A 14345-nucleotide genomic window follows, 5' to 3' on the forward strand; every position below is an offset into this window, starting at 1 on the left:
GCCCAGGACACCCCGGCCGCGGCTGTTAGCGTCGCCGGAGCACCTCAGGCGGGCAGGCGGACGAAGGGTGGACCAGTGGGGACCAGCGACAGCGGCCGAGTGGAGACCAGCGACAGCGGCCCGCGGGCGTACATCGGATCCTTCACCACCGCCGGCGGCGCCGGGATCACCACCGCGGCCGTCGACCCGGAGTCCGGGGCACTCACCCCGCTGCACTCCACCGACGCCCTCGCCAACCCCTCCTACCTGGCCCCGAGCCCCGACGGCCGCCACCTCTACGCGGTCAGCGAGACCACCGACGGCGCCGTGGCGGCCTTCGCCCTCACGCCCCGAGGGCCCGAGCTGCTCGCGCCCGCCGTCCCCGTGGACGGCGCCGACCCCACCCACCTCACCCTGGTCGCCGGCCACCTCGTCACCGCCAACTACAGCTCCGGCAGCGTCAGCACGCTCCCCGTCCGGGCCGACGGCTCGCTCGGCGGCCCGGCCACCGTGCTCTCCCACCAGGGCAGCGGCCCGCGGGCCGACCGCCAGGAGGGCCCGCACGCGCACGCCGTGCAGCCCGCCCCCGGGGCACGCCGGCTGCTCAGCGTAGACCTGGGCACCGACTCGATCCGGATCTGCGCGCTCGGCACCGACGGGGCCCTGGCCCTGCACGACGAGGTACGGCTGCGGCCCGGCAGCGGCCCGCGTCACCTCGCCTTCCACCCGCGCGGCGACCGCGCCTACGTCATCAACGAACTCGACCCGACGGTGACGGTCTGCCGGTGGGACGCCGAGGGCGCCGCGCTGACGCCGCTGGGGGAGACCGGTCTCCTCCCGGACGGGGCCGAGGCGGCGGGCACCTTCCCCTCCGCGCTCGTGCTCTCCGCGGACGGCCGGTTCGCCTGGGCCGCCAACCGGGGCCACGACAGCATCTCGGTCCTCTCCCTCGACGCCTCCGGCGACACCGCGACTCTCGTCACCACCGTTGCCTGCGGCGGCCATTGGCCCCGCGATCTGGCGCTCGCGCCCGACGGCCGGCACCTCTACGCGGCCAACGAGCGCTCCGGCGACGTCACCTGGTTCACCGTCGACCCGCGGACCGGTATCCCGGTCCGCGGCGGCGCCGTCCGGGCACCGGCCGCCTCCTGCGTCGTCTTCGTCTGACCGGACACGAGGCGGCTCACCCCTCGGGGAAACGGCCGCCGAAGTACACCTGGACCTCGGTGATCCGGCCGTCGCGCACCGTCTGCACCTCGACGTTGCGATGGCGCTCACCGGTCGTCAGCTCGTACGCGTAGCGGACGTAGACCTGGTGGTCGTCGATGGCCACCGCGTCGAGGATCTCCTGTCGGCGCAGCCGGTCCGCGGTCGGGAAGCAGACCCGGAGGAAGGCGGCCTTGTCGAGGTGGTCGTCCTGCGGGCTGGTGAAGACGAAGTCGTCGGCGAGCAGCCGGTCGATGGCTTCGCGGTCCTGGGCGAGGTAGGCGGCGAAAGCCGCGCGGACGATGTCGATGTTCGTCATGAACGTCCTTCCCAAGGCTCTGTGGGGCTCTCTGGCGAGCGTAGAGCCGCTCGCCCGCCCGAAGCGCGACCGATGCGCTCGCGGGCCGTCTGGCGCCCGCCTGCGCCGCTCGGAGGGGAGTCGGGGCGCCCACCGCCGGCCGGGAAACGCGCAGGGCCGCCCCGCGCACTGCGCGAAGACGGCCCTGACGAGACGATCGTTGCCCCTGGCGGCGTCCGCCCTAGCGGACCGGCGCCCCCTGCGCCTGCGTCGGCAGGGTGATGCCCACCGCCGCCGCGTAGTTCGACAGCACCAGCCGGCCCACCGCGCCGTAGGCGCCCAGCGCCTCGGCCGACGCGCAGCCCGCCTCCGCCGCGGCCGCCCCCACAAGGCCGTCGGCGATCTCCGGGCCGATCAGGTACGGGGCCAGCGCCAGCTGCTGCGAACCGGAGCCGCGCAGCTGCTCGGCCGTACGGGAGATGGCGCCCTCCTCGTCCAGCGCGGCGGCCAGCACGGGCACCGCGAGCCGGGCGGAGAGCAGCATGCCGGTGATCCCCGCGGCCTGCACGGCCTCCTCGCCGCCCACGGTGGCCAGGATGATGCCGTCCGCGGCCGTGGCGACCGTGAACAGCCGGGCGCGGTCGGCGCGCGCCAGACCGGCCTCGGACAGCCGGACGTGCAGCGCCTCGGCGAGCAGCGGGTGCGGGCCCAGGACGTCGGTCAGCTCGGCGCCGGAACCGCTGTTCATCATCGCCTGGCGTATCCGGCGCAGCAGGGCGCTGTCCGGCCCGGCCAGCAGCGGCACGACCACCGCGGCGGGACCCGGGTCGGGCTGCCCGGCGGCGTCGGCACGGGCCTTCTGCTCGGCGGCGGCGTGCGCCAGCACGGCCTCCAGGGACGGGAACTCGTCGTCGCCGCCGTCCACGTAGCCGATCCGGGCGTCGAGACCCGGCAGTTCGGACCGGGCGATGCTGGAGACCTCTTCCGCCAGGCCGCGGGAGGCGGAGGTGGGGGTGCCGGGCACGGCCAGCACCAGGGCGGGTGCGCCCTCGGGTGCGGCGAGCGGCTCCGGCTTGCGGTGGCGGCCGGACTGCCGCGCGCGCGGCATTCGTACAGGCAGGCCGGGTGCGGCTCCAGGGCTCGGGGGTGCGGCGTCAAAATCGTGCGAGCCAGGTGCGGGCCCAGTGGGGGAACTCATGGCGCCGCATGCTAACGCCTCGGACCGCCCCCGCGCGGAGGGAGGGTTCGGTGCCGAGGTATCCGTCCCGTTTTATCCCGCGCGTCCTGGTGGTGCTACCCCGGCGCAGGCCGTGTGATCTGCAACAACTTCACATCCGCGGGCAGCAGCAGGCGGTCGCCGGCCAGCGCGGCGGCGACCACCAGCGCCCCGTCGAGCGGGCTCCCGGCGGCGTCCGCGAGGCGGGCGCCCGGGAGCCGGTCGGCGAGCGCCGTGCGCAACGGAGCCAGCAGTGGCGCGCCGATCCCGAACAGCCCACCGGTGCAGGCCACCACGCGGCCGGCGCCCGGCGGGCAGACCGCGGCCGCGGCGTCGGCGAGGTGGCCGGCGGCGGCCCGCAGGATGCCGGACGCCACCGCGTCGTCCTCCCCGGAGCAGCGGGCCACCTCGGGGGCGAACGAGGCCAGTACGGCCGGCCGGTCCGGGCGCGGGTAGAGCGCGCCGGGCAGCCCGTCGACCGGCCCGAACACCTCTTCGGCGCGCGCCAGTAGGGCGGCCGAGCCGCCGGGCCGTCCGTCGTGGGCGCGCAGCGCGGCCTCCAGACCGGCACGGCCGATCCAGGCGCCGCTACCGCAGTCGCCCAGCAGATGGCCCCAGCCGTCCGCGCGCCGCCACCCGCCCGCCGCGGTCAGGTCGGTGCCCAGGGCGATCACGCCGGTCCCCGCGGCGACCACGGCGCCCGGCCGCTGGCCCAGCGCCCCCGCGTACGCGGTCACCGCGTCCGCCGCGAGCGCGAGCGAGCGCACCCCGAACCCGGTGGCCAGCGCGGCCGGCAGCCGAGCGCGCAGCTCGTCGCCCAGCGACGCCATACCGGCCGCGCCCACACATGCCGCCGTGAACCCGTCCGCGCCCACTTCGTGCGCCAACTTCTCAGCGGCGGGCAGGAGTTGGGACAGCAGGTGCGCGGCGTCGATACCGGCGGGGCCGGTGTGCACCGGCTCGTTGGAGGTGTACGAGGCCAGCGGCCGCGCCGCGGCGTCGTCGGCGCGGGCCACGGCGATCCGCAGCCCCGAGCCGCCCGAGTCGACGCCGAGGACATGGCCCCGCCCGGTCCCGATCGCGTCCGGGCCGCGGCCCTGGGGCTCAGCCAAAGCCGCGGGCGTCCTGCTTGAGGGCGGTGTCGACGGTCAGGGCCGTGGCGACGACCAGGCTCAGCAGCGGGTCGGGCAGCTGATGGTGGATCTGCAGGACGTAGTTGTCCGCGGTCGTGAACATCGTCTTGGCCAGGCCCTCCCAGGTCTTGGTGATCCGGGCGACCTCGGTGTCGGCGTGGTCCACGATCGCGAAGTTCCAGGCGCGCCAGTTCTCGGCCTTGATGGCGCCGATCTGCTGGCCGTTGACCACCATCGCGAAGTTGATCTTCCCGATGGCGTTCTGCTGCACGATCTCGCCCACCGGCGAGCCGTCCGGACGCTCGACGATCACCTTGGACTTGATGAACTTCGCGGGCCGGGTCAGCACCAGCTGCGGCCGGCCGTAGCCGTCCCGGATCTCCAGCTTGTGGGTCATGTACTGATCGAGGCTGGAGACGACCCGCAGGACCTTCTTGGCCGTGCTCTGGCCGACCTGGACGACCGTGCCGATGGTGTTGCCGTGCTGGTCGAAGACGCTGTACTCGTTGGTGACCTCGATCAGCTTGGCCTTCTGGTTGACCACCAGCACCGGCTCGGTGAACAGCGTGCCGCCGCCCGGACCGGTGGGCGCCACCCCGGCCTGCTGCTGTACCTGCTGCTGCACGGCGCCCGGGTGCGCGCCCTGCGCTCCCGGCATCGGCTGCTGACCGTAGGGCTGCTGCGCCGGCACGCCGGGCGCCTGCTGGCCCGGCATCTGCTGGCCCGGCATCTGCTGGGGGTGGCCGTGGCCCTGCTGGCCGTACGGCGCGCCGCCCTGCTGCTGACCGGGATACGGGGCGGGCTGGGCCTGCGCCGCCGGCTGCTGCTGCGGCGCGAACTGCGCGGGCGCCTGCTGCCCGGCCGGCTGCTGTTGCGCGGGCTGCTGTGGGCCGGGCTGCTGGGGACCGGGCTGAGCGGCCTGGGCCTGGGCCGGGGCGGCGGCCTGCTGCCCCGGGTGTGTGTGCTCCGTCCACTGGGACCCGTCCCACCAGCGAAGTTGGTGGGGGGTGCCCTGCGGGTCGGCATACCAACCCGCAGGGATGTTCGCATTCGTCATGCGGGGAACACTATCGTCGCCCGCTGTCAGGGCAGCCTCCAGTCGACGGGCTGCGCGCCCTGCCGGGCCAGCAGGTCGTTCACCCGGCTGAAGGGCCGCGAGCCGAAGAAGCCCCGGTCGGCCGACATGGGGGAGGGGTGCGCGGACTCGACGGCCGGCAGATCGCCCAGCAGCGGCCGCAGATTGCGCGCATCGCGCCCCCACAGCACCGACACCAGCGGACGGTCGCGGGCCACCAGCGCCCGGATGGCCTGCTCGGTGACCTCCTCCCAGCCCTTGCCGCGGTGTGCGGCGGGCTTGCGGGGCGCGGTGGTCAGCGCCCTGTTCAGCAGCAGTACGCCCTGGCGTGTCCACGGGGTCAGATCGCCGTTCGACGGCCGGGGCAGGCCGAGGTCGGAGTGCAGCTCGCGGAAGATGTTCTCCAGGCTCCCGGGCAGCGGGCGGACGTCGGGCGCCACCGAGAAGCTGAGCCCGACCGCATGCCCCGGTGTGGGGTAGGGGTCCTGTCCGACGATCAGTACCCGCACCTCGTCGAAGGGCTGTTGGAAGGCGCGTAGCACGTTGTTGCCGGCCGGCAGATAGGTCCGTCCTGCGGCGATCTCCGCCCGCAGGAAGTCGCCCATCGCGGCGATTCGGTCGGCTACGGGCTCAAGTGCCTTGGCCCAGCCTGGTTCGACGATGTCTTGGAGAGGTCGTGCAGCCACGGGATCACCCTACTGGCCGTGGGCCGCTCCCCCTTAATCGATGGCCTGTGCTTGTGCGGGGCGGGCCGCGGAACTCCTCGTCCGCCCGGTCGCGTTGTCCGCTCATGCGAGGGCTGCCGCCCGCACACACAGCACATCCGGCAGATGGGCGGCGAGCTTCTGCCAGCTGTCGCCGTCGTCCGCGCTGGCGTAGACCTCGCCGTTGCGATTGCCGAAATACACTCCCGCGGGGTCGTTGTCGTCGACCGACAGTGCGTCCCTGAGCACCGTGCCGTAATGCTCCTCGGTCGGCAGGCCCGCGCTGAGGGGCTCCCAGCTCCGGCCGGCGTCGGTCGTGCGGAAGACCCGGCAGCGGTGCTCGGCGGGCACCCGGTCGATGTCCGCGGTGATCGGGAAGAGGTAGGCGACATCGCCTCGGTGCGGATGCGCGGCCACGGCGAAGCCGAAGTCCGAGGGCAGGCCGCCGCCGATGTCCGTCCACTGCGCGCCGGCGTCGTCGCTGCGGTAGACGCCCCAGTGGTTCTGCAGATACAGGCGGTCGCGGTTCACCGGGTCCTGCGCGATCTTGTGGACGCACTGGCCGAACTCGGGGTGGTGGTCCGGCAGGAAGACCGCCTGGACGCCCTTGTTCGACGGCGCCCAGCTGGCGCCGCCGTCGAGGGTGCGGAAGGCGCCGGCCGCGGAGACCGCGACCGTGACCGCGTCGGCGTCCCGGGGGTCGGTGATCACCGTGTGGACCGCCAGGCCACCGCCGCCGGGCACCCATTTCTCGCGGCTGGGGTGGTCCCACAGCGCCCGGACGAGCGCGAAGGTCTCGCCGCCGTCCTCGGAGCGGAACAGGCCGCCGGGCTCGGTGCCCGCGTACACCACGTCCGGGGCGGCCGGGCCCGCCGGATGCAGCTGCCACACCCGCTCCAGTGAAGTGCCGGTGTGCTTGGGGTACTTGATCGCGGGGCGGGAGGGCTCCTGCCAGGTAGCGCCCAGGTCGTCGGAGTGGAAGACGGACGGGCCCCAATGGGCGCTGTCGGCGCCGGCCAGCAGCCGGGGCGTCGCACGGCGGCTGTCGATCCCGAGGGAGTACACCGCCTGTGAGGGGAAATGGGGGCCGCTGAATTCCCAGTCGCCGTGCCGCCGCCGGCCGGTGAAGAGCCCTTTGCGGGTGCCCACCGCGAGTAGTACGTCGGTCATTGCCGGAACACCTCCGGGACGCCGTTGTCTCAGACAGTGGCAAGTCTGCACCCGGCCACTGACAACGCCGTCCCGGCGGCTGTTCGCGCAGGTCACACGGTGCGGTGCGGCATCGGCTCACGGTGCGGTGCGGCACCGCCCGCGCCGTGGCGCACCGGCGTCCGCACCGTCCCCGCGCCGCGTCAGACGGCGCGGTGGTACTGCTGCGGAACCCGGATCTCCGCGCCCAGCTCCCGCGCCGCGTGCTGCGCGAAGCTGGGGGTGCGCAGCAGTTCGCGGCCCAGCAGTACGGCGTCGGCCTGGCCGTCCGCGATGATCTTCTCGGCCTGCCGCGCCTCGGTGATCAGCCCCACGGCGCCCACGGCCAGACCGGCCTCCTTCTTGACCCGCTCGGCGAACGGCACCTGGTAGCCCGGCCCCGTGGTGATCTTCGCGTCCGGTGCGTTGCCGCCCGTGGAGGTGTCCAGCAGGTCGACGCCGTGCTCCTTGAGGTCGCGGGCGAAGCGCACGGTGTCGTCGGCGGTCCAGCCCTCGCGGTCGTCGCTCTCGTCCTCGGTGAGCCAGTCGGTCGCCGAGATCCGGAAGAAGACCGGCAGCTCGTCGGGCCAGACCTCGCGCACCGCATCCACGACCTCCAGCGCGAACCGCGTCCGGTTCTCGTAGGAGCCGCCGTACTCGTCGGTGCGCCGGTTGGTGAACGGCGAGAGGAACTGATTGATCAAGTAGCCGTGGGCGCCGTGGATCTCGGCCACCTCGAAGCCGGCGTCCAGCGCCCGCCGGGCCGTCGCCCCGAACCGCGCGACGAGCTCGCGGATCTGCTCCACGGACAGCGCGGAAGGAGTGGCGAACCCCTCGCCGAACGGCAGCGGGCTCGGCCCGACCGGCTCCCAGCCGTGTCGTTGGCCGGGGAGGAGCGGGGCGCCGCGGTCGACCCAGGTGCGCTCGGTGGACGCCTTGCGGCCGGCGTGGGCGATCTGGATTCCCGCGACGGTCCCCTGCGCCTTGAGGAAGTCGGTGATGCGTCGGAAGGCCTCGGTCTGGGCGTCGTTCCACAGTCCGAGGTCGTACGGGCTGATCCGCCCTTCGGGGCTCACCGCGGTCGCCTCGGTGAGGATCAGGCCGGTCCCGCCCGCGGCCCGTGCCGCCAGGTGCTGGAAGTGCCAGTCGCCGGGCACGCCCTGCGCCGGGCCCTCGGGATCCGCGGAGTACTGGCACATGGGCGCCATCCAGAGGCGGTTCGGGATGGTCAGCGAGCGAAGGGTGAGGGGCTCGAACAGTGCGCTCACGGGGGGCTCCTGTGCGTGGAGAGGAGCGGGCTCCGGTTGGACCCGCACTCATACGATAAGCGTCGTACTACGGTGGATGTCAAACTACGACGCTTCTCGTACAATGGGCGGGCGGACAATGAACGCACGGGAAGGGCACCGCGCCGATCCGAGTCCCGCAGACCAGTCAGGAGCCGTCATGCCGACCGATACGACGCCGCCGGGCGCCCCGCCGGGCTCTCGTTCGCTGGAGCACCCGGCCCGCGAGGACATCAGGCTCACCGACGTCCTGCACGCCCTCGCCGACCCGATGCGGCTGCGCATCGTGTGCACCCTGGCCGCCGCCGACGGCGAGCTGAACTGCGCGGACATCGAGCTCCCGGTGAGCAAGTCGACCTGCACCCACCACTACCGGGTGCTGCGCGAGCACGGCGTCATCCAGCAGCTCTACCGCGGCACCGCCAAGATGAACCGGCTGCGCGAGGCCGACCTGGAGGCGCTCTTCCCCGGCCTGCTCGACGGCGTCCTGCGGGCGGCGGAACTGCAGTCCCGCCGCCTCGGCTAGCCTCCCGCCGGCCGGAACGGTCAGCCGGTCACGTCCGCCGCGTGGGCCGCCTCCAGCAGCCCTTGCCAGTCCGGGAGTTTGACGGTGCCGCGCCCCAGGCCGCGTCCCCACTCCGCCTCCGCCGCCTCGATGGCCAGCCAGCCCGGCCACGGGACCGGCCGCTGTCCCGCCCGGGTGAGCGCGGCCACGGGGTCCTCGGCCGTCGCGCGCTCCGCCAGCGTCGCGGCGTCCGCCAGGAGCGACAGCGCGGTCTCCTTCGCGCACGGCCGGTTGGTGCCGATCACCCCCGTGGGGCCCCGCTTGATCCAGCCCGCCACATACACGCCGGGCAGCGGCGTCCCGTTGCGCAGCACCCGTCCTTCCTTGTGCGGCACCGTCCCGGTCGCCTCGTCGAACGGCAGGCCCGGCTGCGGCGTTCCCCGATAGCCGACCGAGCGCAGCACCAACTGGCCCTCGATCTCCTCGAATTCACCGGTGCCCGTGACGCCGCCGTGGCCGTCCGGCACGGTCCGCTCGAACCGCACCGCGCGCACCCCGGTGGTGTCCCCGAGCACCTCCACGGGGCGGAGGAAGAACCGCAGATGGATCCGCCGCCCGTGCTCCTGCGCGGGGGCCTGCGCGGCCGGGCGCTCCGCCCAGCCGCGCAGCACCTCGACGTTGCGCCGGCCCACCGCGGGCAGCTCTGCGGGGTCGTGGTACGCCGGATCCAGCGCCAGTTCGTCGGGCCAGACGAGCACCTGCGTGCCCGGAAGCGAGCCCAGCTCCCGCAGCTCCTTGGTGGTGAACTTGGCCTGCGAGGGCCCGCGTCTGCCGATCATCCAGACGTCCTCGACGCGGCTGTCCGCGAGCGCGCCGAGCGGCCCCTGCGGCATGTCGGTGGTCGCGAGTTCGGTGGCCCGGCGCGAGAGCATCCGGGCCACGTCCACCGCCACGTTCCCCACGCCGATCACGATGGCGGACCGTGCCGCGAGGGCGAAGCGGGTCGAGGCCGCGTCCGGATGCGCGCTGTACCAGGCGACGAACTCGGTCGCCGGATGGCTGCCGGGCAGGTCCTCACCGGGGATGCCCAGGTGCCGGTCGGTGGCGGCGCCGACGCAGAACACCACCGCGTCGAAGATCTCCCGCAACTCCTGGACGCCCAGTCCCGGTGCCCCCACCTCCACATTGCCCAGGAAGTGCACCCCGGGGTGCTCCAACACCGTACGCAGATTGTTCTGCAGCGATTTGATCTTCTCGTGGTCCGGTGCGACGCCGTAGCGCACCAGACCGTACGGGCAGGGCAGCCGGTCCAGGACGTACACCTCGATGTCCGGTACGGTCTGCTGCTCGATCAGGGACTGGGCGGTGTAGACACCGCTGGGCCCGGAACCGATCACTGCGACACGAAGCACGAGTGGCCCCTTCCGCGGGTTACCCCCAGGATCGCACCGGCGGGCGCGCGACGGGAGATGCGCTATCGGGGTTGCTCCCGTTGGGATGAGCGTGCCGCGCCACTGGCCCGGGTGGGCTGGAGGCTAGGTTTTCAAATGTGTCGGAAAGTGACTTTTATACCGTTAATCACCGATATGAAGCCCAGGGCGCGCCACAGGAGTGGCCCACGTGGGAGCTGCGGGGGCATGGCACGGCCGCGCCCGTTCCCGGGCCCGCCGCCCCGGACGAGGCGACCGGAACCGACGGCCGCGGGTGTCCGCCGCCCCGGCTCGATCCCCTGGGCCCCTGGTGCAGTGCCCGGCTGACCTTCGCCGACGGTGCGCGGATCGATGTCCTTGTGACGGTCTCCGACGACCACATCACCGTCGAGGACGTACGGGCCGACCCGCCGCTGACCCCGGACGGCCTCGCCGACCTGGCCCGCTGGATCGAGGGCCCCCTGGACGACGCCTTCCGGACGGCTACCGGACGGCCGCAGAAGAACCGGCCCGCGCCCCGGCAGCCCGGCCCGGTGGCCACCTCGCCGGAGCGGGCGGGCGGGACGCCGTCCGGGTCCGCGGACGAGCCGGCGGCCGGTCCGGCGCGCGCGACGGTGACGGGCGTGGCACACGGGGCGGTGACCGGCGGCCCGGCGCCGGAGCCGCCGAACGGGGCGGCGCCGCAGGAGGAGCCGGCGGAGCCGATGCCGGAGGCGGCACGGGAGCCGGCGGGCGAGTCGGCGTACGATCCGGCCCCGGAGCCCGCGGGCGCCGGAGCCAAGGGGGCGCAGGGCGCCGCCGCGGACGGCGCGGTGCGGCCGGCGGCCGAGGCGCCGGGGCCGGGGGAGGGGCCCGAGGAGCATGCCCGCTCCGCCCTGCTCGCCCGGTCGCGGGCCGCCGAGCGCCGCAGGCTCGCCGCGGACGCCTACCGCCAGGCCCAGCGGGAGGGGCGCGATCCGGTGCTGGCGGTCATGCTGGCCACCGGCCGCAACCGCCGAAGATCGCTGCGGCTGATCGCCGGCGCCCGCGACGAAGGCCTGCTGACGCCGCGTCACAACAAGCGCTGACCCTCCCACCCACCCACCCGGACGTCCGGCACACCGCATCCCGCCCGCGCGGCCGCCCTGCGTCCGTCGCGACGCCGCCCGCCCCGGCCGCGCGCCCCGCCGCGCCTACCGCGGCGCCGCCCGCATCCGCTCCATCCGTCCGATCTCGGCGCTCTGCTGCGCGATGACATCGTCGGCCATCTCTTCGACGAGCGTGTTCCGGCCCGCGGAGAGCACCTCGGTGGCCATGGTGACCGCGCCCCGGTGGTGGGCGATCATCAACGTCAGGAAGAGCGCGTCGAACTTCGCTCCGCGCGCCGCCCGCAGCCGTTCGAGCTGAGCGGCACCGGCCATTCCGGGCATGTCCCCGTGGTGGTGGCCGCCCTCCGCGCGCGGCCCGCCATGGCCGCTCAGCCAGCCCTTCATCGCGCCGATCTCCGGCCCCTGGGCGGCGGCGATCCGCGCCGCCAGCCGCTCGACCCGCGCATCGGCGGCGTACCGCTCGGCCAGGGCCGTCATCACCAGCGCCTGCTGATGGTGCGGGATCATCATCTGGACGTAGCCGAAGTCGGCGGAGTTGGGGGCGTCGTCGCCGCGCGCCTTCCTGGCCTCGTCGGCGGTGAGCACCTTCGCCGGCTCCCCCGGTTTGCCCGGTGCCACCACCTGGGGGCCACGGTTCCGGCTCGCCTTGGTGGCGCCGCCGTCGGCCGAACAGCCGCTCAGTACAAGGTAGACGGCCAGCGCCGAGCCGGCCGCGGCGAGGCCGGGCACTCTCCTGGGGCGCTCTCTCCTGGGACGCGTCAACGCACACTCCTGTCCGTCGGACCATCCAAAGGGCCCTGGCCGCCCCGCCCTTGCCGGAAGAGCCACCAGCCCCACTAGGCCCTGACCCATCGGACAGGCCCTAGGGCATTACATGTCCATTTCCTTCTATTGATATGTACATGAGCAGCGCGATACTACCGGGGCCAAGAACCGTTCACATCGGAACGGACTCCAAGGGAGGACCCTGTGACGTCGTTGCACAGACCCCTCGTGCGGCGCAGATCCCTCGGCGCGGCGGCCGCGACCCTCGGGCTCGTGGCCGCCCTCTTCATGGCCCAACCCGCGGCCGCGACCCCCGACCCGGGGGACCACCCCGCCGCGGCCAAGGAGGTCGGCCCCGACCGGGCGGCGGACACCCGGGCCGCGATCAGGAACGGCGAGATCCCCGGCAAGGACGAGGTCGTGCACAGCGACAACGTCCGCCATCTGACCAACATCCCCAAGCAGGCGCTCCAGGGCACCAATTCCGACCTCGCCTTCCAGGGGAAGTACGCCTTCGCCGGCAACTACGACGGCTTCGTCGTCTACGACATCTCCCGACCCGAGGCGCCCAGGACCGTGAGCCAGGTGCTCTGCCCCGGATCGCAGAACGACATCTCGGTCTCCGGAGACCTGCTCTTCCTGTCCACGGACTCCTCGCGCACCGACGACTCCTGCAGCAGCACGCCGCAGCCCGCGACACAGAAGTCCTCCTGGGAGGGCATGAAGGTCTTCGACATCAGCGACAAGGCGCACCCCAGGTACGTCGCCGCCGTCGAGACCTCCTGCGGTTCGCACACCCACACGCTGGTCCCCGAGCGCCGGAACGTCTACCTCTACGTCTCGTCGTACGCGCCCAGCGCGACCTTCCCCGACTGCCAGCCGCCGCACGACGGGATCTCCGTCATCAAGGTGCCGCGCGCCGCCCCCGAAAAGGCCGCCGTCGTCGACTTCCCCGTCCTCTTCCCGGACGGCGGCAACCCCGGCGGACCGACCAACCCCGGCGTGTCGCAGACCACCGGCTGCCATGACATCACCACCTTCCCGAAGCTGAAGCTGGCCGCGGGCGCCTGCATGGGCGACGGCGTGCTCATCGACATCGCGGACCCGGCCGCGCCCAAGGTGATCGACCGGGTCCAGGACAACGTCAACTTCGCCTTTTGGCACTCGGCCACCTTCAACGAGCGGGGAAACAAGGTGGTGTTCACCGACGAGCTGGGCGGTGGCCGCGCGGCCACCTGCAACGCGCAGGTCGGTCCGGACCGCGGTGCCGACGGCATCTACGACATCACCGGCAAGGGCACCCACCGCAAGCTGGTCTTCAAGAGCTACTACAAGATCCCGCGCCACCAGGCCGACACCGAGAACTGCGTGGCCCACAACGGTTCGCTGATCCCCGCCAAGAACCGCGACATCATGGTCCAGGCGTGGTACCAAGGCGGCGTCTCCGTCTGGGACTTCACCGACTCCGCTCACCCCAAGGAGATCGGCTACTTCGAACGCGGCCCGATCTCCACCGACTCACTCGTCTCCGGCGGCGCGTGGTCCGCGTACTACTACAACGGCCACATCTACTCCAACGACATCGCCAAGGGCTTCGACGTCCTCGCGATCGACGACCGCCTGACGGACAGCGCCAAGTCGGTCCGCATGAGGGAGCTCAACGTCCAGACCCAGCCCGACTACCGCTGACGCGCCCGGGCACCGCGTCCGCGCCCCGCCGGGCGGCGGCTCAGTCGTCCGGCGGGAAGCCCGACTCCCAGTCCAGCCCGTAGCGCTGGAACAGCTCGGCCCGCAACCGGGCCCGCGGCATCGGCGCCCCCGGCAGCAGCATCGGCACCACCGAACCCATCAGCAGCGCCCGCAGCAGCGGATAGTCGGCGTCGGGGTCCGCCGATCCGTACGCCACGACCGTCTCGCGCAGCAACTGGGCCAGCCGCTGCTGCTCGGGGCACTGGATGAACCCCTCGGCCGTCAGTATCCCCGCCATGTGCGTACGCATCAGCAGCGGGCGATCGTGCGCGAGCCCCAGGATCGCGTCGATGGCCCGCGCCAGCAGCTCCCGCCCCGCGTCCGGCCCGCTCGGCCGGGGCTCGCGCTCCAGCGCGGCCTGCAGCGTCAGATGCATCAGCCGGTGCACGGCGGACTGCAGCAGCTGGCGCTTACCGGGGAAGTAGTACGAGGCCAGCCCGCGTGCAGCCCCGGCCCGCTGTGCGATGTCCCCGAGCGTGGTCGCCTCGTACCCGCGTTCCCCGACCAGCTCGACCGCCGCCTGCAGCAGACGCTCGCGGGAGCGCCGCCGCAATTCTTCATTGACCGATGCGCTGCGGGGGGACATCCTGTAACTCCTGCGTTGACTGGCTGAGAGCCAATATACTCAGCGCGGCTCCGGATGTCCGTTCTCGGGCGGATTCCGGTCAGACTGCCTGATTCGGGCGAAACGGGGGATCGTCCGAATCGGGCGCGGGCGTGGCT

14 protein-coding genes are annotated in these 14345 nt (G+C 73.3%); 4 read left to right on the forward strand and 10 right to left on the reverse strand.

Going from position 1 to position 14345, the window contains the following annotated elements; translation table 11 throughout:
- Positions 1–99: 99 nt before the first annotated feature.
- Positions 100–1146, forward strand: coding sequence for a lactonase family protein (locus tag ACZ5XZ_RS30300; protein ID WP_468983819.1), 1047 nt, complete (start codon positions 100–102; stop codon positions 1144–1146).
- Between the two features lie 16 nt (positions 1147–1162).
- On the opposite strand, the gene ACZ5XZ_RS30305 is transcribed toward ACZ5XZ_RS30300, so the two are convergent.
- The 7 genes from ACZ5XZ_RS30305 to ACZ5XZ_RS30335 form a co-directional block, all read right to left on the reverse strand.
- Complete coding sequence (locus ACZ5XZ_RS30305) at positions 1163–1504, reverse strand: nuclear transport factor 2 family protein (protein WP_468983645.1); 342 nt, start codon at positions 1502–1504, stop codon at positions 1163–1165.
- Positions 1505–1724: 220 nt separating this feature from the next.
- The gene (locus ACZ5XZ_RS30310; RefSeq protein ID WP_468983646.1) at positions 1725–2681 is read right to left on the reverse strand and encodes a sirohydrochlorin chelatase; all 957 of its coding nucleotides are present in this window, start codon (positions 2679–2681) and stop codon (positions 1725–1727) included.
- Positions 2682–2776: 95 nt separating this feature from the next.
- On the reverse strand, positions 2777–3811 hold the full coding sequence (locus ACZ5XZ_RS30315; protein WP_468983649.1) for an N-acetylglucosamine kinase: 1035 nt from the start codon (positions 3809–3811) through the stop codon (positions 2777–2779).
- The gene (locus ACZ5XZ_RS30320) at positions 3804–4889 is read right to left on the reverse strand and encodes an LURP-one-related family protein (protein ID WP_468983650.1); all 1086 of its coding nucleotides are present in this window, start codon (positions 4887–4889) and stop codon (positions 3804–3806) included. Before ACZ5XZ_RS30320 ends, ACZ5XZ_RS30315 begins: the two co-directional genes overlap by 8 nt.
- A gap of 26 nt (positions 4890–4915) precedes the next feature.
- Complete coding sequence (locus ACZ5XZ_RS30325; RefSeq protein ID WP_468983652.1) at positions 4916–5593, reverse strand: uracil-DNA glycosylase; 678 nt, start codon at positions 5591–5593, stop codon at positions 4916–4918.
- Positions 5594–5695: 102 nt separating this feature from the next.
- A complete protein-coding gene (locus ACZ5XZ_RS30330; RefSeq protein ID WP_468983655.1) occupies positions 5696–6781 on the reverse strand; it encodes a WD40/YVTN/BNR-like repeat-containing protein in 1086 nt (361 codons plus the stop codon).
- A 182-nt stretch (positions 6782–6963) separates the two neighbouring features.
- Positions 6964–8067, reverse strand: a complete 1104-nt coding sequence (locus ACZ5XZ_RS30335; protein ID WP_468983657.1) for an NADH:flavin oxidoreductase/NADH oxidase — start codon at positions 8065–8067, stop codon at positions 6964–6966.
- A gap of 178 nt (positions 8068–8245) precedes the next feature.
- On the opposite strand from ACZ5XZ_RS30335, the gene ACZ5XZ_RS30340 reads away from it, so the two are divergent.
- On the forward strand, positions 8246–8611 hold the full coding sequence (locus tag ACZ5XZ_RS30340; protein ID WP_468983659.1) for an ArsR/SmtB family transcription factor: 366 nt from the start codon (positions 8246–8248) through the stop codon (positions 8609–8611).
- A gap of 20 nt (positions 8612–8631) precedes the next feature.
- Here ACZ5XZ_RS30340 and ACZ5XZ_RS30345 read toward each other — a convergent pair whose 3' ends face one another.
- Positions 8632–10002: an FAD-dependent oxidoreductase gene (locus ACZ5XZ_RS30345; protein ID WP_468983662.1), complete on the reverse strand. Its 1371-nt coding sequence runs from the start codon at positions 10000–10002 to the stop codon at positions 8632–8634.
- A 137-nt stretch (positions 10003–10139) separates the two neighbouring features.
- On the opposite strand from ACZ5XZ_RS30345, the gene ACZ5XZ_RS30350 reads away from it, so the two are divergent.
- On the forward strand, positions 10140–11087 hold the full coding sequence (locus ACZ5XZ_RS30350; RefSeq protein ID WP_468983664.1) for a DUF6214 family protein: 948 nt from the start codon (positions 10140–10142) through the stop codon (positions 11085–11087).
- A gap of 105 nt (positions 11088–11192) precedes the next feature.
- Here ACZ5XZ_RS30350 and ACZ5XZ_RS30355 read toward each other — a convergent pair whose 3' ends face one another.
- Positions 11193–11870, reverse strand: coding sequence for a DUF305 domain-containing protein (locus tag ACZ5XZ_RS30355; protein WP_468983667.1), 678 nt, complete (start codon positions 11868–11870; stop codon positions 11193–11195).
- 291 nt (positions 11871–12161) lie between these two features.
- Between ACZ5XZ_RS30355 and ACZ5XZ_RS30360 the strand changes: the two genes are divergently transcribed.
- Entirely contained in the window at positions 12162–13562 is a 1401-nt protein-coding gene (locus tag ACZ5XZ_RS30360; RefSeq protein WP_468983822.1) for an LVIVD repeat-containing protein, read from the forward strand.
- Between the two features lie 40 nt (positions 13563–13602).
- Here ACZ5XZ_RS30360 and ACZ5XZ_RS30365 read toward each other — a convergent pair whose 3' ends face one another.
- Positions 13603–14208 (reverse strand): TetR/AcrR family transcriptional regulator, encoded by a 606-nt coding sequence (locus ACZ5XZ_RS30365; protein WP_468983669.1) that lies wholly within the window; start codon positions 14206–14208, stop codon positions 13603–13605.
- Positions 14209–14345 lie beyond the last annotated feature (137 nt).

The organism is Streptomyces sp. NPDC033270 (assembly GCF_055576575.1).